General features: G+C 65.1%; 19 protein-coding genes and 3 pseudogenes. 7 read left to right on the forward strand and 15 right to left on the reverse strand.

The window, feature by feature from the left end; all coding sequences use genetic code 11:
- Positions 1–12: 12 nt before the first annotated feature.
- A complete protein-coding gene (locus E3O45_RS16575) occupies positions 13–534 on the reverse strand; it encodes a UPF0158 family protein (RefSeq protein WP_134444589.1) in 522 nt (173 codons plus the stop codon).
- Between the two features lie 132 nt (positions 535–666).
- Positions 667–1,200, reverse strand: coding sequence for a GNAT family N-acetyltransferase (locus E3O45_RS16580; protein WP_134444591.1), 534 nt, complete (start codon positions 1,198–1,200; stop codon positions 667–669).
- Between the two features lie 258 nt (positions 1,201–1,458).
- Here E3O45_RS16580 and E3O45_RS16585 point away from each other — a divergent pair, with 258 nt between their 5' ends.
- The gene (locus E3O45_RS16585; RefSeq protein WP_134444593.1) at positions 1,459–3,753 is read left to right on the forward strand and encodes an FdhF/YdeP family oxidoreductase; all 2,295 of its coding nucleotides are present in this window, start codon (positions 1,459–1,461) and stop codon (positions 3,751–3,753) included.
- Positions 3,754–3,819: 66 nt separating this feature from the next.
- Here the strand turns inward: E3O45_RS16585 and E3O45_RS16590 are convergent, their stop codons facing one another.
- Together E3O45_RS16590 and E3O45_RS16595 are read right to left on the reverse strand one after the other, a co-directional pair.
- Complete coding sequence (locus tag E3O45_RS16590; protein WP_134444595.1) at positions 3,820–4,137, reverse strand: DUF6457 domain-containing protein; 318 nt, start codon at positions 4,135–4,137, stop codon at positions 3,820–3,822.
- A 99-nt stretch (positions 4,138–4,236) separates the two neighbouring features.
- Positions 4,237–4,725 (reverse strand): DUF427 domain-containing protein, encoded by a 489-nt coding sequence (locus E3O45_RS16595; protein WP_134444597.1) that lies wholly within the window; start codon positions 4,723–4,725, stop codon positions 4,237–4,239.
- Positions 4,726–4,997: 272 nt separating this feature from the next.
- On the opposite strand from E3O45_RS16595, the gene E3O45_RS16600 reads away from it, so the two are divergent.
- Positions 4,998–5,831: an aldo/keto reductase gene (locus tag E3O45_RS16600; RefSeq protein ID WP_134444599.1), complete on the forward strand. Its 834-nt coding sequence runs from the start codon at positions 4,998–5,000 to the stop codon at positions 5,829–5,831.
- Between the two features lie 107 nt (positions 5,832–5,938).
- Positions 5,939–6,544: pseudogene (locus E3O45_RS16605) on the forward strand (ATP-dependent DNA ligase); the annotation flags it as partial.
- Between the two features lie 10 nt (positions 6,545–6,554).
- Here E3O45_RS16605 and E3O45_RS16610 read toward each other — a convergent pair.
- Together E3O45_RS16610 and E3O45_RS16615 are read right to left on the reverse strand one after the other, a co-directional pair.
- A complete protein-coding gene (locus E3O45_RS16610) occupies positions 6,555–7,556 on the reverse strand; it encodes a glutathione S-transferase family protein (RefSeq protein WP_134444600.1) in 1,002 nt (333 codons plus the stop codon).
- A 29-nt stretch (positions 7,557–7,585) separates the two neighbouring features.
- On the reverse strand, positions 7,586–7,900 hold the full coding sequence (locus tag E3O45_RS16615; RefSeq protein ID WP_134444602.1) for a hypothetical protein: 315 nt from the start codon (positions 7,898–7,900) through the stop codon (positions 7,586–7,588).
- 253 nt (positions 7,901–8,153) lie between these two features.
- Here E3O45_RS16615 and E3O45_RS16620 point away from each other — a divergent pair, with 253 nt between their 5' ends.
- Entirely contained in the window at positions 8,154–8,957 is an 804-nt protein-coding gene (locus E3O45_RS16620; RefSeq protein WP_134444635.1) for a DUF1206 domain-containing protein, read from the forward strand.
- 27 nt (positions 8,958–8,984) lie between these two features.
- On the opposite strand, the pseudogene E3O45_RS18475 reads toward E3O45_RS16620, so the two are convergent.
- From E3O45_RS18475 to E3O45_RS18160, 4 genes and pseudogenes are all read right to left on the reverse strand, one after another.
- Positions 8,985–9,677, reverse strand: a pseudogene (locus E3O45_RS18475) (phosphatase PAP2 family protein); the annotation flags it as partial.
- Positions 9,678–9,703: 26 nt separating this feature from the next.
- On the reverse strand, positions 9,704–10,411 hold the full coding sequence (locus tag E3O45_RS16630; protein WP_134444604.1) for a phosphatase PAP2 family protein: 708 nt from the start codon (positions 10,409–10,411) through the stop codon (positions 9,704–9,706).
- 70 nt (positions 10,412–10,481) lie between these two features.
- Complete coding sequence (locus E3O45_RS16635; protein WP_166789544.1) at positions 10,482–11,072, reverse strand: hypothetical protein; 591 nt, start codon at positions 11,070–11,072, stop codon at positions 10,482–10,484.
- Positions 11,057–11,320: a hypothetical protein gene (locus tag E3O45_RS18160; protein WP_166789545.1), complete on the reverse strand. Its 264-nt coding sequence runs from the start codon at positions 11,318–11,320 to the stop codon at positions 11,057–11,059. The genes E3O45_RS16635 and E3O45_RS18160 overlap by 16 nt, the downstream gene beginning before the upstream one ends.
- A 93-nt stretch (positions 11,321–11,413) precedes the next feature.
- On the opposite strand from E3O45_RS18160, the pseudogene E3O45_RS18165 reads away from it, so the two are divergent.
- Both E3O45_RS18165 and E3O45_RS16645 read left to right on the forward strand, forming a co-directional pair.
- Positions 11,414–11,579, forward strand: a pseudogene (locus tag E3O45_RS18165) (Ku protein); the annotation flags it as partial.
- A gap of 119 nt (positions 11,580–11,698) precedes the next feature.
- A complete protein-coding gene (locus tag E3O45_RS16645; protein ID WP_166789542.1) occupies positions 11,699–12,169 on the forward strand; it encodes a hypothetical protein in 471 nt (156 codons plus the stop codon).
- Here the strand turns inward: E3O45_RS16645 and E3O45_RS17830 are convergent.
- Both E3O45_RS17830 and E3O45_RS16655 read right to left on the reverse strand, forming a co-directional pair.
- Complete coding sequence (locus E3O45_RS17830) at positions 12,140–14,050, reverse strand: M12 family metallopeptidase (RefSeq protein WP_198418284.1); 1,911 nt, start codon at positions 14,048–14,050, stop codon at positions 12,140–12,142. The genes E3O45_RS16645 and E3O45_RS17830 overlap by 30 nt on opposite strands.
- Positions 14,051–14,197: 147 nt before the next feature.
- Positions 14,198–15,760 (reverse strand): phosphotransferase, encoded by a 1,563-nt coding sequence (locus E3O45_RS16655; protein ID WP_134444610.1) that lies wholly within the window; start codon positions 15,758–15,760, stop codon positions 14,198–14,200.
- Positions 15,761–15,972: 212 nt separating this feature from the next.
- On the opposite strand from E3O45_RS16655, the gene E3O45_RS16660 reads away from it, so the two are divergent.
- Entirely contained in the window at positions 15,973–16,650 is a 678-nt protein-coding gene (locus E3O45_RS16660; protein WP_134444611.1) for a GntR family transcriptional regulator, read from the forward strand.
- 75 nt (positions 16,651–16,725) lie between these two features.
- Here E3O45_RS16660 and E3O45_RS17635 read toward each other — a convergent pair whose 3' ends face one another.
- The 3 genes from E3O45_RS17635 to E3O45_RS16670 form a co-directional block, all read right to left on the reverse strand.
- On the reverse strand, positions 16,726–16,863 hold the full coding sequence (locus tag E3O45_RS17635; RefSeq protein ID WP_166789546.1) for a hypothetical protein: 138 nt from the start codon (positions 16,861–16,863) through the stop codon (positions 16,726–16,728).
- Between the two features lie 173 nt (positions 16,864–17,036).
- Positions 17,037–17,540 (reverse strand): GNAT family N-acetyltransferase, encoded by a 504-nt coding sequence (locus E3O45_RS16665; protein WP_134444613.1) that lies wholly within the window; start codon positions 17,538–17,540, stop codon positions 17,037–17,039.
- 45 nt (positions 17,541–17,585) lie between these two features.
- Positions 17,586–18,542 (reverse strand): ornithine cyclodeaminase family protein, encoded by a 957-nt coding sequence (locus tag E3O45_RS16670; RefSeq protein WP_241985414.1) that lies wholly within the window; start codon positions 18,540–18,542, stop codon positions 17,586–17,588.
- Between the last annotated feature and the right edge of the window lie 93 nt (positions 18,543–18,635).

Raw genomic sequence — 18,635 nt, forward strand, 5'->3', positions numbered from 1 at the left:
TAACGGGTGCCGTCAGGAACGGTCCCAGACCCAGCGCGCAGCCTCGCCCAAAGCCCGTTCCGCCTGGTCGGCTCGTTCCTGCACGGCGAGGGCGGCTTCGATTTCATCGCACAGATCGTTGTCGACCAGCCAATCGATCGCCCCTGAAACGGCGCGTGCCTCGGCAAAACGGTGCCAAATCAGGTCGAGCCTGGGCTCTGCCTCCTGCACCGTGTTCGTGAAGCGGCGAAATGCTCCGGCACCGTTTAACGCTCGGGCCAAGCGGTCGGCGATGACGGGATCGGTGACGGCGTCCGCAAAATCGGACATATCCCGGTATTTGTCACGGGAGTCCTCGGCTCCAATTCCAATCCAGGCGGGGTCGTCAAGATCGATGTCTTCGGCGTCGCCCGTGATGACATCGCCGTCCATGATGGTCAGCATGTCCCCGGTCGCGGCGTTGTAGTAGCCACCCTCACCGTTGCCCAAGGTCATCACCAGCAGGTCCAGGTCAATGGTGGCCAGGGTGCGGTGCCGCGGCTGTTCGATAGTCATGCCCCCATAGTGGCCGCAATTCGACGGGCAGGGGCACAAATAGTGCGATTCCGACTGCCCCCGCCGTGACCGCGCTAACTCCGGGTCGGCGCGCCCGCCATAGCTGGCGCGCCGAGTATACGGGCGACATATTTAGCCGCGCCGCAGTCCCTTTTCGAGTACCTCGAGGTGCAGGTCATCGCGCCTGGGCACGCCGAATCGCGTGTCGACGTGGAAGGGTTTCCGCACGCCCGTGCGACGATAGCCGCGTCGTTCATAGAACGCGATGAGGGCGTCGCGCAGGCCAATGACGGTCATGATCATCACGGTCGAACCCCATTCGGCCACGGCCAGGCGTTCGGCCTCGACCAGGATCCGCGTGCCGTCACCCTGACTCTGGCCCTTCGGGCGCACGGCGAACATGCCGAAATAGGCGGTGTCGCCCAGGTCTTTGGCGATGTGGGCGCAGCCGACCAGATCGACGCCGCGTTCAGCGAGAATGACGAGGCTGTCGGGGCGATCGAGGTCCGCGTGCAGCAGGTCAGCGTCGATGCGCTGCCCATCGATGAGGTCGGCCTCTGTAGTCCAGCCGGCCCGGCTGGCCTCGCCGCGGTAGGCGTTCGTCACCAGCTCCAGCAGGGCCGGAATGTCGTCGTTGATCGCGCGGCGAAACGTCAGGGTGTTCATTGCCCCACGATATCGCCCGCACCCGGCCCGGGTAATCTTCTGGCAGGTCTGGCAGGTAACCGCTCTGCACATGTTGGTGGCCTTTCACTCGGGGATGTGACGTAAAAACATACACCTCGGGGTATATTGCGAATGCGTGCAGACTGACCGAAACGGATGCCCCGGGCCCGGCCGGTGTATCGTGCCATCAACGAGCGTGTGGCTGGCCGACAATACGGCCCCGGCGCTCGTGACCCCCGCGGAGAGAGAGGCGCCCCCATGAGCAGCGACCCACCAATCGACGACGTCACCGACGACGACATCGAAGTCACCCATTCCAAGGCCTGGGCGGCTGGCGTTCCGGGCGTGCTGCACTCGATGGAACCGGCGATCACTCAGATGGGCGCCCGGCGGGGGATGCGGGCTCTGCTCTCGATGAACCAGAAGGACGGCTTCGACTGTATGAGCTGCGCCTGGCCCGACCCGGGCCAGCGCAAGGCCTTCGAATTCTGCGAAAACGGTGCCAAGGCCGTCACCTGGGAGGCCACACCGATCACAATTCCCACCACCTTTTGGGCCGAGCACTCGCTGGCCGACCTGCGCGAGAAGAGCGAATACTGGCTCGGCATGCAGGGTCGGCTGATCGAACCCGTGTACAAGCCGGCTGGCAGCGACCACTACCGCCCGGTCAGCTGGGCCGAGGCGTTTCGGGTAATTGCGGCCAAGCTCAACGGGCTCGACTCACCCAACCAGGCCGCCTTCTACACCAGCGGCCGCGCGTCCAACGAGGCCGCTTTCGCCTATCAACTGTTCGCCCGCGCCTACGGCACCAACAACCTGCCGGACTGCTCCAACATGTGCCACGAGTCCACGGGCTGGGGCATGGGCCAGACCGTCGGAATCGGCAAAAGCACGATCAGTTACGACGATTTCGCGAAATCAGACCTGATCATCATCATGGGCCAAAACCCAGGCACCAACCATCCGCGTATGCTCACGGCGCTCGAAGAAGCCAAGGATGCCGGTGCCCAGATCGTCGCCGTCAACCCGCTGCCCGAGGCGGGCCTGCGCCGCTACAAAAACCCGCAACGGGTGCGCGGAATCATCGGTCACGGCACCGACATGGCCGACCAGTTTCTGCAAATTCGCATTGGTGGCGACATGGCGCTGCTGCAGGCGGTTTCCAAGCGGGTACTGGACGCCGATGCGGCCGCCCCCGGCACAGTGCTCGACCAGGCCTTTCTCGACGAATATTGCCACGGGCTGGCCGAGTTGCGGCAACATTTGTCGCAACTTGACGAGCGGATGGTCCTGGCCGCGACAGGCCTGCGTGCGGCCCAAATTGACGAACTTGCGCAGCGCTACCTCAATGCCGATCGGGTGATTATCACCTGGGCGATGGGGCTGACGCAACAGAAAAAGGGCGTCGAGACCATCAAAGAAATCATCAACCTGCTGTTGTTGCGCGGAAACATCGGCAAGCCCGGTGCCGGAGCCTCCCCGATTCGCGGACACAGCAACGTGCAGGGCGACCGCACCATGGGCATCTGGGAGCAGATGCCGCCCGCCTTCCTCGACGCCCTTCAGGCCGAGTTCGGCTTCGATCCGCCACGTGCGCATGGCGTTGACTCCGTCGACGGCGTGCGTGCCATGCGTGACGGAAAAATGAAGGTGTGGATGGGGCTCGGCGGTAACTTCGTCGCCGCCATGTCCGACACCGGCATTGCCGAGGCTGCCATGGCCCGCACCGAAATGAGCGTGCAGATCTCGACCAAGCTCAACCGGTCCCACGCCGTGACCGGCGAGGAAGCCCTGATTCTGCCGACCCTGGGGCGCACGGAAATCGACGAGCAGGCCAGCGGCGAGCAGTTTGTCTCGGTGGAGGACTCGGTCTGCGCGGTGCATCCGTCCTGGGGCAAGCTCACGCCGGTCGCACCGAACCTACTCTCCGAAGTCGCCATCGTCTCCCGGCTGGCGAGCGCCGTCCTGGGTGAGCGGGTTACCGTCGACTGGGCCGGATTTGAGGCCAACTACGATCGCATCCGCGACCACATCGCCCACGTGGTCGCTGGGTGCGAGAACTACAACGAGCGCATCCGGCAAGACGGCGGGTTCGTGCTGCCGAACGGGCCGCGCGATTCGCGCACGTTCACCACCCCTACCGGCAAAGCGATGCTGACCACGAACACCCTCGAACACCTCGAGGTGCCACCCGGGCGCCTGGTGCTGCAGACACTGCGCAGCCACGACCAGTTCAACACCACTATCTATGGCCTCGACGACCGCTACCGCGGGATCAAGAAGGGCCGTCACGTGGTGTTCATCAACAAGAAGGACCTGATCGCCCTCGGGTTCGCCGACGGTGACCTGGTCGACGTGCACAGCGAGTTCAGCGACAACGTCGATCGGGTGCTACGCGGGTACCGGCTGGTCGCCTATCCGACGCCGCGCGGCTGCGCGGCCGCCTACTATCCAGAGGCGAACGTGCTCGTGCCACTCGACAGCGTCGCCGACGGCAGCAATACGCCGGTGTCGAAGGCGGTCATCATCCGATTGGAGCGGTCGGAGGTGTGATGCGGACGGTGGGAGCTCCTGCGCAGTTTGAGCCACTGCGCAGTTTGAGCTACTGCGCAGTTTGAGCTACTGAGCAGTATTGACCCAGCCGGTTTCGTCCGGTGCCTCATACGCAGGCTGCCGGCAGACAGCGATCACGATATCCGCTGCCCGAGCGATGGCCGCGTGCGACGCCATCGCCGAGTTGGCGGCGGCCAAACCGGCGGCATAGCCGACGACGAAAGTTGTGATCGGGGCGGCCATCGGACTGACCGCGTGGGCGGCTTCGTCTGCGACATTGAGCACGAGGTGGTTGTCTACGTCAAGGTCTAAAATCTGGAGGGCCTGGCTGAGACGGCGGGTCCACTGGTTGAGAATGTCTTCGTCTACAGCGTTGTGGGTCACAGCAGCTCCTTCAGTTGCCTGGTACCTCGGATGCATGGCTGGTGAGAGGATACCCGGAACCAGAAAACTGTGTGCGAAGCAACGGTATCGAAGGGCGAACTACCAACCCACGGTACCAGTAGAGCCCTTGAACGGCCCCACGATTTTCTTAGTGATCCAGCCGCCGTAATAGTCGCCGTCCTGCGCGCGTACCGTCTCACCGTCGACGGTGCAGCGGTCCATCGCGCCCGGGTAGACGGCGATACGTTCAGCCAGAATTTCGTACCCCGGTGACGGTGTGGAATAAAACCAGCCCGCGCGGGGGCTGGAGCCGATCGAGAGGTAGCCGGCCACGCCCTTGTATTCGCAGTAGCTGTGGCCCGCTGCCAGCTTCAGCAGACCGGCGGCAAAAGCACTTCGCGGCAGGTAGTACACGGGCGGGTGACTGGTTTCCAGCACCCTTACGACGTCGCTGGTGTCGACGATCGTCGCGCCGTTCAGCTCGATCGTGACGTGTTCCGTGGTGTGCTCAACCAGAGGTGGGCGCGGGTAATCCCACACTGATTCCTGGCCGAGACGTACCGGGTCGCGTTTCACTGGCTCAATCATGCCCCGATAATAGGGCGGCAAGCTGCGAACTACGTCGGCATTCAGTTTGTGCGTTGCCGCGCCACACTCGTTCAGCGCTCGACGGGGGCTGCTAGTGCGCCCTGCGTTGGGGTAGCCATGGAATAGGCCCGATGATTACGTGGTTCGGTTACACGTGCCAGCAACTACCACCACCCGTATGCAAGCCGGGACATTCTCGAATTGACCGAGCAACGCGGGGCAGATGTTGGCGATGCCACGACCAAAGCACATTTGAACGAGGAGATCTACCCATGACCACAGTCCCCACACTCACTCTTAACAACGGCACGTCCATACCTCAGCTTGGCTTCGGCACATTTCAGATCACCCCAGAAACGACCAAAGCGGCGACCCTCGCCGCCCTTGAGGCCGGCTACCGACACATCGACACGGCGGAGATGTACGGCAATGAGAAAGAGGTCGGTGAGGCGATTGCAGCGTCCGGTCTCGCCCGTGCCGATATCTACGTCACGAGCAAGCTCAACAATGGGTTCCACGACCGCGCCGACGCCCTCGCCGCGTTTGACCGCACCCTCGAAGCGCTCGGCTTCGACTACCTGGACCTGTTCCTCATTCACTGGCCGCTCCCGGCCGTCGGCGACTACGTCGCAACCTGGAAGGCGATGGAGGAGATGCAGAGCTCCGGGCGCGTCCGGACGATTGGCGTGAGCAACTTCCAGCAGGCGCACTTGCAGCGCCTGTTCGACGAAACCGACACGGTGCCGGCCGTCAATCAGATCGAGGTACACCCGTACCTCACGCAGGATTCACTGCGTGCATTCAACACCGAGCACGGCATTGCAACCGAGGCCTGGTCGCCGCTCGCGCAAGGGGCGGTTCTCTCTGACCCGGTGATTACCGGGATCGCCGACCGCCTCGGTAAGACCGCCGCGCAGGTTACCCTGCGCTGGCACCTGCACCGGGGCGACATCGTCTTCCCGAAGTCGGTCACCCGCAGCCGGGTCGAGGAAAACTTTGCCCTGTTCGATTTCTCCCTCACCGAAGCGGATATCGCCGCCATCACTGCGCTGAACCGCGACGAGCGCACGGGCCCGAACCCCGACGAGTTCAACTACATCCCGTAGCCTGCCGGCAGCGGCGGCCGGAGGCTGCCGCTGCCAATAAATCTGGCTACAGTGTGCGCATGGTGAGCTCGGATGCACAGGTTTTGATGGTCGACGGCCCGCACGGCGATCTGGATCCCCAACCGGGCACGGACTTCTCCGACACCATTCCGGTCGCTGTCGAACTGAAGAGCCTGCTGGCCGAGGCCGGTCTGACCGCGTTTGTGAAGACATCCGGAAATCGCGGACTGCACGTGTTCGCGCCGATCATCCCGACCCGCGAATTTCTTGACGTGCGGCACGCGGTCATCGGCGCGGCGGGTGAGCTGGAACGACGGATGCCCACCCGGGTCACCACAAACTGGTGGAAGGAAGAGCGCGGCGAGCGCATCTTCATTGAATACAACCAGGCCAACCGCGACCGCACCCTGGCCGGTGCCTACAGTCCCCGGCCGCTGCCGCACGCGCCGGTGTCCTGCCCGCTGGAGTGGAGCGAACTCGCCCAGGCCGACCCGCACGCCTTCACGATTCTCACCGTGCCGAACCGACTGCGCGACCAGGGCGACCCATGGGCGACCATGCATAAGCAGCCCGGCTCGATCGACGTCCTGTATTCGTGGTGGGAGCGCGATCTGGCCGATGGCCTGGGTGAGTTGCCGTTTCCGCCGGACTTTCCCAAGATGCCGGGGGAGCCGCCGCGCGTGCAGCCGAGCCGGGCCCGTCGCCCCGACTAGCGCTACGCGTTCAGTTCACGATGCGCTCGCCGGGCACGGGCGGCTCCGGCGGGGTGCCGGTGCCGAAGGGACGGCCACCGAGATCGGCGCGAGCATGCGGTGCCAGCCATGCGGCGGCATCCGGCCCCTTCGGCACTATGCCGCTGGGATTGATATCGACGTGGGTCACGTAGTAATGCTTCTTGATCTGATCGAAATCGATCGTGTCACCGAAACCCGGAGTCTGGAAGAGGTCTCGGGCATAGGCCCACAGCACCGGCATCTCGCTGAGCTTGTTTCGATTGCACTTGAAATGACCGTGATACACCGCGTCAAAGCGTGCCAGAGTCGTGAACAAGCGGATGTCCGCCTCGGTTATCGTGTCGCCCACGAGATACCGCTGCCCGGCCAGGCGTTCTTCGAGCCAATCCAGTCGGGCGAAGAGGGCGTCGTAGGCCCGCTCGTACGATTTCTGGCTGCCCGCGAAGCCGCACTTGTAGACGCCGTTGTTCACGTCGTGAAAGATTAGGTTGGCGACCTCGTCGATCTGGGTCCGCAGGGCTTCGGGGTAAAGGTCGGGGGCGCCGGCCCGGTGGTGTTCCGTCCACTCGGTCTCAAAATCGAGGGTGATTTGCGGGTAGTTGTTGGTGACGACCTTGCCAGAGGCAACATCGACGATCGCCGGCACGGTGATGCCGCGCGGGTAGTCGGGAAAACGGGCGAAGAAGGCCTGCTGCAGGCGTTCGATGCCGAGCACCGGGTCGAGCCCGTCGGGGTCGAGGTCGAAGGTCCAGCTGTTCCTGTCGTGGGTCGGGCCGGGTAAGCCCAGAGAGATGACGCCCTCGAGGCCGAGCAGGCGGCGCACGATCGTGGTGCGGTTCGCCCAGGGGCAGGCCCGCGCTGCGATCAAGCGGTAGCGACCCGCCTCGACCGGCCAGCCGTCCCGGCCGTCCCGTGTAATGCGGTCCTCGATGTAATTGGTGTCGCGGTTGAAGTCCAGGCCGGGCGTGATGTAACTGGGATTCAGGCTCATAGTGCCACGCTACGCGCCTCGGGCCGTCCCTAAACCGCTTCGCCGAGCTGCTCGGCGATTTCGGCGTCGGTGCGGGCGTCGATGATGCCCCACATTATGTGGGTGGGGCCGCTGCTGTCGCTCGGTTCGGTGCGTGGCCGGCTGGCCCAGCCGTGCGCAACGACGGCGGCACCGAGGTATTCGAGGGAGTCGGCGATGCGGGTTTTACGAATCTTGCCGGCCAGTACGCTGCCGTCGGGTGCCTGACGCCAGCCGCGCTTGTGGGCGACGACGCGAGCTATTTCTTCGTTGGTCAGCCAGCGCGAAAAGCTGCGGGTGGGCGGGTCGATGGCAATCAGCTTCATGCCGACACTGTACCCGCCCGGCCCGCCACCTCGTCACAGGCGCCGATCGGGGCGATAGTCACAGGACCACCCGAATCGACAAATTCGACACCAGTTGGATGGTCAATATCGCCGGTGTCGCTGCCGATTCCGGGTTGGCTCCGAGCCCGGTGACTCGGAATTTCGGGACGACGTCACCCGGTGACTTGTTGGTACGTCGGCCAAGGAAAATTTCTGCGCGCGACGGCGTGTGTCGACCTAGGCTGAGCCCGTGATGAATTCATCGGCGACACACATCGCTCGCGACGCGAGCAACAGTTCGGCACTGCAACTGCTGGCACGGCTGGGGTTCGCCGTCAACGGGCTGCTGCACATCCTGATCGGGTCGATCGCGATTACCGTGGCGATCGGTGCCGGCAGCGGCTCCGCCGACCAAAGCGGGGCACTCGCCCAGCTGGCCTCGAGCCCGGGCGGGGTGTTTTTGCTGTGGATCGTCGTGGTCGGCATGTTCGCCCTCGGGCTGTGGCTGGTCGTCTCCGCATTCGTGATGCAGGGCGAGCCCAAACGAAAATGGGCGCGTCGTCTGGCCAACATTGCCAAAGCCATCGTTTATATCGCCTTCGGCGTCACGGCGCTGACCTTCGCCCGGGGCGGTGCGTCGAGTTCGGCCGGCAGTACGCAGAGCGCCAGTTCGTCGTTGCTGTCCTCGCCGGGCGGCGTCATCGTGCTGTTCCTGGCCGGTGTGGCGGTGCTCGGCGTCGGCGGCTATTTCATCTATAAGGGTGCAGCGCAGAAGTTCCGGTCAGACCTCGCCGTGCCGGGCGGATCGGCCGGCCGCGCGGTCGTCGCCCTCGGAGTTGTCGGCTACGTCGCCAAGGGCATTGCGCTCGCCGTGGTCGCGATCCTCGTCGGCGTCGCCGCGGTCACCAATGATGCCAGCAAATCCACCGGGCTCGACGGGGCGCTCAAGGCGCTCGCCGCCCTGCCGTTCGGAACCATTGCCCTGATCCTGATCGGTGTCGGCCTGATCGCTTACGGCCTGTACTGCTTCGTTCGCGCCCGCCGCGCCCAGTTGTAGTCCGCGGGACGCATGGCGGGTGTCCCAGGCGATCACCCCGCCGAGCACGACGAGCGAGATCGATAGTGAGGCGAGGGCATCCGTTGCCCAGTGATAGCCGAGATAGAGACGGCTGATCGCGGCGACCACGATACAGAGCGCCGCGATGCTGAACCCGATGATGGCAGCACGCCGACCGGGGCGCCGGGACACGACCAGGTAGGTCAGCACCAGTACGAAATCGGCAGCACCGAGAACGTGCCCCGACGGAAACGAGTACGAGTGGTCGGCGCCGAACAGCATCAGCTCGATCGGTGGGCGGCTGCGGGCGATGAGCGGCGCCAGAATCTGCGCCAGAATGACCCCGGTGAGCATGGCTATGGCGAGTAGGAGCGGTCGCCACGCGTGCTTGCCCCAGACCCCCCAGGCGACGGTCAAAACCAGCACGATGATCGGCAACGCGACCGGCCCGAAGATGATGGCCAGACCGATCATGATCAGCGTCAGGGTCGGCGAGCGGTTGTCGACGAGCCACTCGCGAACCGGCGAATCGTAGAACGACGACCGGTCCGGTTGCAGCACGTCAATGAGCACGCCGATGAAGAGCAGGATGCCGACACCGGCCAGGGCGATGGCGGTCAGGCGCAATTGCCGACGCGTGGCCTTGGACAGCGGCCGGGCGTCGTCGAGAAACTTTCCGTAGCGGGTGCGCCACACCGTTGCGGACCGGATACCGCCCATCTGTTCGTCCTTTCGGTAGAAGAGTGTCAGTGCCGTTTCAAATGTTCGGCGGCGCGCAACCGGCGTTCGCCGTCGAGTTTTGCCGCCAACGGCGCCCAGACTACAACGGCGATGCCCGCGCCGAGCAGTACGGCGCCGATCGTGTCGGTCAGCCAATGCGCTCCCAGGTAGGTGCGGCTGATCATCATGGCCAGAGTGTAGGCAGCTCCGAGTATCCAGACCCACCATCGTGAAAAAAGGAGAGCGAAAATGGTGGCCATGACGGCCGCGTTTGCCACGTGCCCCGAGGGAAACGACCCAAAATCGACACTCACCAGAATGTCCTGGGGCCGGGTTCTCCCGAACAAATTCTTCAGCACCTGCACGGCGCCGCCGGTGAGTATCGTCGCTGCGAGGTAGAACCCGACCGCCCAATACCGCCGGGCCAGCAGCAGAACGCCCACGATCGGTGCGGGAATCAGCAGCGACGCCGTGAGCCCGAAGCCGAGGTAATTCAGCACCAGCGCTGGCACGTCCAGGGCCGGCCCGCGAAACCGATCGATCCAGGCGAGCCAGGACCGGTCGATGGCGAGCGACCCGGCATCGATGGTGTCAGCGGTGCCACGCAGCAGCACCAGATAGCCGAGGGCGATTGTGAGAGCGAGCGCACCGAGACCGCTGATCAGCGGCCACCGACGCGTGATGCGTTTCGTGCGTGGTGTCGCCGATCCTTCCGGATGCCGATGACTCACCATGGGGTAATGCTAGATCGCGCGTACATCATTCGGTGACAATTTCGCCCGGGGTCTTGTCGGGACGCCAGCCTCACCAGGACGCCAGCCTCACCAGTACGGCTGACGCAGCCGGCCGGTCGCGGTCGGCGAACCCGGTGCCGACCCGGCCGACGTAGCGCAAGGCCCCGTCGGGGGGAACCCCGAGCAGCAGGGATCCGATCGTGCCCGACCGGTTTCCTATGCCGGGTCGCCAGCCGCCGACTAAGACCTCCTGGGTGCGGAAGTGTTTGATTTTCACCCAGTCTCGCGTCCGGCGCCCCGCGCTGTAACGGCCATCTTGTCTTTTGGCCATGATGTCTTCGAGCCTGAGCTGGTCGAACAGCATGAACTGCACCGGAGTCTTCTTCGCCGCAGCGGCCACCTCCCGCGGCTCGGTTAGCCTCAGGCGTGTTTGCAGCAGCCCGAAATCGGGGCGTCCGCGCGGGTCGACGGCCACGATCTCGCCGTCGAGCACCGCGGCATCCGTTTCTGTGGTCGCCAGCGCGGCGAGCAGATCGGTCGTGAGATCGGGATAGGACACGGTCACATCGTGCCCGTTGCGGGTGACCAGACGCACGCCCTGCTCGGCCGGGGAGACGTAGGCGAGCGCCCGCATGCCGTCCCACTTCATCTGAATGCCCACTCGTCGTCGCCGAGGTCGGCTGCGGAGCCGGCGGCGGCGAGCATGGGGGAGTAGATGTTCTTGGGTGGTGCGTGGTCGATCTGCCCGGCGGCCGGGCGGGCATTGGTGTGTGAACCGCCAGCCCCGTCGCGTGGCTTCATCCGGTGAATCAGCCAGTTGTTCGCCGCCCCGCGTCCGGCGCTCGTGCGAATCAGGGCGAACAGGGCGGTGCCGCCGAGTCCGGCGTGGGGTTCGCCGTGCAGAGTCACGATCACTTCGTCGTCGCGCCATTTTTCGAGGTCGTAGTCGCCGCGATCCCAGATCGAGACGTCGCCGGCTCCGGTGTCTTGCTCGCGTCCCGCTTGTCGCGCATCTGGACCGGTGCGATCACCTTCGGACTCGTCAACGTGCCCGTCAAGGTGTACAGCGCCACCGAAGATCACGATGTCTCGCTGCACCAGGTGCACGATGCCGATGGGGGGACGCATCCGCTATCAACGTCGGTGTGAAGTGTGTTCCAAGGTCGTTCGTGGCGCGTTGCGCTGGGGTTCTGGCCAGGCGCTAACTCCCGCGTACTGGCGCAAGTCCCGCGCGGCACGCTGCCGCGGCGACGAGCACGATGTTCGGGGCGGTGGCACCATGGCGACATGCCAGAACACACCGAAAGAGACGCCACCGTCACCGGCGTCATCGAGTTCGCACCGGGGGAGCGTCCGACCGGACCGTTCACCGTGACGGTGCTGATTGAAGACGTGTCCAAAGCGGATGCTCCGAGCACCATCGTGGGCTACTCCCGCACCGAGATCCCCGCGCTCGCCACGGACACGAAGTTCGATGCCGCTGCCGGGTTGCCGGTGACCGTGACCGTGCCTGCGGACGCGCTGAACGGCATCCGTCTGCTGAATTTGCGCATTCATGTGCGGGAGGGATCCCCTGACACAGAAGTGCGCCAGAAGTCCGATTCGCGCGAACCCCTGGCCCACGTCGCGGCCGGGGAACGGCCCCAGCCTGACTCGGCCATCGAACGCCCCGACATCACCGAGGGGGATTTCGTCTCGACGCAGTCCCACCCGGTGCTGCCGCAGGGGTCAGTCCGTGTCCCGATTCAGCGTGTCTGAACCGGCACGCACTTCGGCCTCGTCGAACGACGTGATCACGCCGCCGAGGCTCTCATAGCCGGTGAGCGATGGACCCCACGCAGCGCCGTTGAACCACTTGTGGAACAGTGCGCTGTTGGTGCCGGTGAGGAACACGTCCAGCCGGCCGGGTGCCCAGGACACGACGCGCGGCTGCGAGGTGGCGATGCCGCCCATGTTTTCGTAGCCGAGCACCGAGGGCCCCCACGCGTTGCCGTCGAACCACTTGTGATACAGCGCACTGTCGGTGCCAATCACAAACAGATCGAGCCGGTTCGGTCCCCACGAGACGGCCTCGGGTTCGCCGACGACAATGCCGCCGAGCCGCTCGAAGTCGTTGACCGACGGACCCCAGGCCGAGCCGTTCCACCATTTGTGGTACAGAGCACCGTCGGTGCCGGTCACGAAGATGTCGAGTCGGTTCGGACCCCAGGTGACGACCCGCGGCGCCGAGGTGCAGACCCTGCCGAGACGCTCATACCCGGTGAGCGACGGACCCCAGGCTGAACCGTTCCACCACTTGTGGTACAGCGCCCGGTCGGTGCCGATCACGAACACGTCGAGTCGGTTCGGGCCCCAGGAGACGACTTCGGGCTGGCCCACAATGATGCCGCCCATGTTCTCGTAGCCGGTGACCGATGGGCCCCACGCTCCACCGAACCACTTATGGTACAGCCCGTGGTCACTGCCGACGACAAAGACATCGAGCCGGTTCGGTCCCCACGACACCACGCGCGGGTCGCCGAGAATCACGCCGCCCATGTACTCGTAGCCGGTGACCGATGGCCCCCAGGAGCTGCCGTTCCACCACTTGTGATAGAGCGCGCTGTCGGTACCGGTCACGAACAGGTCGAGCCGGTCTGGCGACCACGCGACCGCCTGCGGAACGCTCTCGGCGATGCCACCCATGTTCTCGTAGCCGGTGACCGATGGCCCCCAGGCTCCGCTGAACCACTTGTGAAACACGGCCCGGTTGGTACCGAGCACGAACGCATCCAACCGGTTCGGACCCCACGACACCACCGGGCTCGAACTGGCCCGTACGGTTTGCGGATACATGAGGTTGACCGCGGCGATATCACCGGCCGATAGCGCGGTGCGCTGACCGATCTGCGCTCCGGCCTGCACCGGGGTGATCGTCTCAAGCCCATTCTTCGAGAACGCGGTGCGCGGATAGTGCATGATCGAGCCGTAGTCATACCCACCGACATCGTCACCGTCGACGATGTGCTGGTCGAACTGGCTCTCCATACCCGACTCAATATTGGCCACGTTGATCGTCACGAAGGCGTTGCGATCCTCCCGACTCTGTTCGTGCCAGAGCCCGACCGCGTGGCCGATCTCGTGGATCGCGTTACCGGTGCTGCAGCCGGTCCCCAAACTGATGGTCTGCATGCCGTTACCCTGCATACCGAGCATCGACCAGCATCCGCCAGAATCGCTGAACTCGATGAAGTTGGAGAATTGACCCGCATTGGCCGCCGTGCGTTCGGTAAAGCGGATGGGAGTGCTGGCCTCCCAGTGGGAGATCGCGTCGCGCACCCGCTGCTGGTTCGGCAGGGCGGCGTTGATCCGAAACGGAACGTGGGCGTTCGGCCATCGAAAGCGCGCGCCGGTGATGGCCACGCCGCGGGCACGACCGTCGTCTTGGCTTTCGGCATCCTTGGTCTGCTCCAACTCGGCGACCGTGCCCAGCACAATGTCACCTTCGAAGACGGCCAGATTGTTGACCTTGTAGTAGACCACTTCGGTTGGCCCGAAGGTGACGCCGGAGATGAAACCGGATGCCGATTCGCCCGCTTGAAATTCACCCTCACTAACGAATTTCTGGTCGCCCCCGGGGCCGGAAATATTTTCTGCCATGGAACTACTCCCTGTGTGCTCTGTCCCTTGCTGGCACTGTGCCGGAACGCGCGTCAGGCTACGCCGCCGGGCGTTATCGGAGCGTTACTCGGGGCCGCTGAACGGGGTCGCGCCCGGCGGCCCACAGTTAGGCATTGCGCACCACGATCAGTCCGGCGTGCCGACCAGCCGTTCGATCGCAGCGAGCGGGATCGGCAGCCAGGCGGGTCGATTGCGACTCTCGTAGACGGCCTCGTAGAGAGCTTTGTCGAGCTCGAAGGCCTCGAGCAGGGCAAGCTGCTCGTCCAGTTTGAGGCCGGAGCGTTCCGCGTAACCGTCGAGGAAGGCGCCACGGCAGGCCATTGCCCAATCGGAAATCATCGGCAGATTCTGCGTCATCGCGAAGGACGACGAACCGGCTGAGGCGAGGGTGACCGCGGCTTCGGCCGTGGTCGCCGTCATCGCGCCGGACACGTAGGAGAAGGATCGCAGCATGCCGGCGACGTCGCGCAGCGGGACATCGGGCCGGGTGCGTTCCCGCAGAGTGCGCAGCGGTTCACCCTCGAAATCCAGCAGTACCCAGCCGCGGCCCTGCACGTCGAGAACCTGCCCGAGGTGAAAGTCACCGTGGATGCGCTGGAGTCTGGGCCACGCCGCGGATTCCGCCCGGGCAAACACCGCCTCGATGGCGCTCTGGTATTTGGCCAACAGCGGGACTTCACGCAGGGTCTGACTGCAGCGCAGTCTCATCTTGGCCATTTCCTCGGCAATGACTTCGGGGCTCGCCTCCAGGGTCGGCAGGGTGCGCGCGAGATCGTGGTGCACGTCGGCGGTGGCCTGCCCCAGCCGGAAGGCCGGGCCGGTGAAATCACTGCCCGCGGCGGCGGCGATCAGGGCCGTGCGCCAGGCATCCGGTGCATCGGGCAGAAACTCCTGCGCAAATGCCAGGTGGCCGACCGCTCTCTGGCCGGGCTCGGCCGGATCGTCCCACTGGCCGAGCACGGCACCGAACGGCAGCGGGATGCGAGTTGAGCCGGCACCGGCCAGCGCAGCCTGCACCGTCACATCCGGATTCTCTCCCGCATGAATAATTCGGAAGACCTTGCAAATAATCGGCACCGCTGGCGATCCGGATGCGTCGACGCGCTCCACGATGATCGAGGTATTGGATTGCTCTCCGCTGAGCACCCGACTCGATATGACTGTTGCGGCCGTCGTGCTGGAAGGGGCGGTGGAGTGCGGGCGCAGGTCCTCGCCCCGCGCGCTGGCGGCGGAGCGGTCGGTCGCCGTTGGTTTGGTGGACACGGACACGTCCTGCCGCTCCATGAATGCCAGCAACGCGGCAGCGAAGGCGGGATCGTAGGCGGCATCGTAAATGTAGCGGGCGTTGAGCGAGCCCGGTTGGCGCACGGTGATCAGGGCGTTGTCGGCGCCGGGCAATTCCTCGAAGCGTTCAGTGGTCGGCAACTGGTACAGCGTGAGGGTGAGGCTCGCTGTGTCGAGCACGAAATCAACGCGGATGGTGACTCCCGGCTCGGCGCACTCGAGGGCGAAGTGCCCGATGCTGCGCAGCGCGGGAACTCGCCCCTTGTTGCCGAACCAACGCTGCGTCGACACCCAGGCATTGACGTAGCTGGGCAGTGGGGTGCCGCGATGGTTGGGGGCGAGGTCGGCGGTGTTGTGGGGCTGCGAATCGCGGTCTGGACGGTGAGCGCTGTCTCCATCGATCATGCCGCCAGCGTAGCGTCCCAACCGGGATTCTGCCGGCGCGCCCGAGGATCCGAACCTGAGGCTTGCGGTAGCCTCTGTCAAGCCCCCTAATCGGGATGCGTCGATCGGGCGACAATTTCGGCGCCCCAAGCTACAATTGTAAACAATGGACAGCGTGGTGGGACGCCTTCAGATGATTCTAGACATCCATTCGAGAAAGAACCGTGCAGGGTATGCCCCAGCGATATTCATTGGAACCGGTCGTGCAGGAGTCCACTCCCTCGATCATCGCCCGCAAGCTGCGCTACGCGATCGCGCACGGCGAGGTCGCTCCCGGGTCGCAACTGGGTGAGGCAGAACTTGCCCGCGAACTCGGTGTCAGTCGAGGCCCCCTGCACGAAGCCATGCAGCGCTTGACGCAGGAAGGACTCCTGGTCAGCATTCGCAACCGGGGTCTGTTCGTCATCGAGATGACGGACGCTGAGATTCGCGACATGTACGTGCTGCGCACCGCCATCGAGTCGGCGGCCTGCAAGCTGCTCGTGCGCGCTGACCACGTAGCCGCCGGGCAGGACCTGCTGGGCAAGGTCGCGGAGATGGAGAGTGCCGCGGCGACCGGCGACCGGGCCGCCATGAGCGACGCCGATATGGCCTTTCATGAACGCCTCGTCGCCCTGAGTGGCAGCCGCCGCCTCGCGCGCATCCACAGCACCCTGATGACGGAGACCCGGATGTGCCTGACCGTACTCCAGGACTCCTATCGGGTCGACGGGGAGTGGATCGCGGAGCATCGCGGTATCGCCGAGGCTGTGTTCAACGGCGACGGGCCGCTGGCCGAGAGTCGGCTCAGCGACCATGCCGAGGCCGCGCTGGCCCGACTGACCGACTCGACGGCATCCATTTCGGTGTGACCGGCATTTGAATGCCCGGACCTTTGAGGTCGGGAACAGTCGTTCCCGGCGCGACGCGGCAACCGCGAGGGCAGGTCAGGCCGTGCGCGCTGCGAGGATGACGTGGGGCAGGCTGGCCGGTTCGACGCGGATGCTGGTGCGCTCGCAGCCGGTGCACTTGAGGACGTAGAGCGGAAGGGTGATGCGCAGGGCCTGCGCGGGGTTGGGTTTCAAATCAGCGGGTGACTTGCAAAACGGGCAGGTGAGTCGCATCGCGGGGGTTTCCCTTGGCTCAGTTCTGCGCAAGCGGTAGCTCACGTCAAACCGACCATAGGGTGTTCCGTGTTTCTCTGCTGCCCCTTGAATTCGCCGCCAAACTGTGTATGAAGAACAGTCTGGCCGCACCGCTAAACGGATGCCGCGAGCAGGCTCACGACCACGGTGTCATCCTTCGTCGACAGCTGGCCGACCTCGGCGAACCCGAGGCGGCCGTGGAACGCGAGGGATCCCGGATTCGGCGGTTCAAGGTTGACCTCGCACAGCACCTCGGCGAGCAGCTCGCGGCGGGCCGCACCGAAGATGGCGTCGTAGAGCACCTGGCCGAGCCCCTGCCCGCGAAAACCGTCGGCCACGACGATGCGGTCGACGTAGAGAAAATCGGTGGATCGCTGGGAGAACCAGCGGTAGTTCTCGCTCGCGTACTCGGCGCCGGCGACAAAAAGGATGGCAAAGCCGAGTGCCTCGGCGGCCGCATCGTCGTCGGCGACGACAGCGACCGCGAGGTGGCTGTGTTCTACCAGCGCGACCAGTGCCGGCGCATCCAGCTCATTGACCGCGGGAACGGCGGCATTGTTGAGCGCGAGCAGCCGCGGCAGGTCGGCGGCCACGAGGGAACGAATCGAGTAGGTCACCCACTAACGATAGGCCAACGCCCTGGCCCGCGAACCACGGGCCCGCTACGCCTCCGAGCGCGCTCCGGCCCGGTACACGGCGGTCGCGATGACGAGGTCTTCCCAGGACATCCCGGTGCTCTTGAAGACGCGCGGACTTTCCGCCGTGACGGCGACGGTTCCCGTCACGATGTCACGCAGCGGCACGAGCTCGTGCGGGGCGATGACACCCTCGGCCACCGCGATGATGACGTCGCCGGCCTCCCGCTGCGCCGTGGCCGGGTCTTCGACGACGACCTGCGCTCGGGCGAGGAGCGCTGAGTCGAGCTCACGGGCATCCGTTTCGTGCGAACCGACGGCGACGACGCAGCAATCGGCGGGCAGCAGGCTGCCGTCGAACAGCGGAGTACGCGCGGTGGTGGCGCAGACGATCAACTGGGCCGTTGCCACGTCAGCGGCCGTGCCGACCTGGGCCGGCAGGCCGCTGGCGGTCACCCGGGCGGCGAACAGCTCGGCGCGGGACTGGTCTCGGGCCACGATCGTGACCCGGTCGATTGAGCGGATGGCCCGCATCGCCTCGATATGCCCCCAGGCTTGCGGCCCCGACCCGAACACCACCAGGTGCTCCACGCGGTCCGGAGCCAGGTAGTCGGCGGCCGCGGCCGACACTGCCGGGGTGCGCAGGGTCGTGATCGCGGCGCCGTCGAACAGCGCGATCGGCGTGAGCGTCAGGGCGTCGAGCAGCAGATAGACGCCCTGAATGCGCTCCCGACCAAGGGCCGGGTTGCCCGGCGCGACCGACGCGACTTTGATGCCGACGAAATCCGAAGCTTCAGTGGGCATGAGCAGCAATTGGCCATTCGCGACCGCCAGAACCTGCCGGGCGAAGTCACGCACCGGATCGAGCCCGGTGGCGAGCGCGTTCTGCACGGCTCGCACCGCCGCACCGTAGTCCACCCGCTCAAAAATCTCTTCGGCGGTGACCATGGTGGTCGGAGCGGGTCTGGAGCTTGTAAATGTCATCCGTCGCAGACTATCGGGCGGCCTGCGTCCGCAGCACTGCCAGAATGAACTGTCGCCGTTTCAGCCTGGCGACACGTTTCACGGTGGCAAGAG

This window comes from Cryobacterium sp. TMS1-20-1 (assembly GCF_004402355.1).
Taxonomy (GTDB): Bacteria; Actinomycetota; Actinomycetes; order Actinomycetales; family Microbacteriaceae; genus Cryobacterium; species Cryobacterium levicorallinum.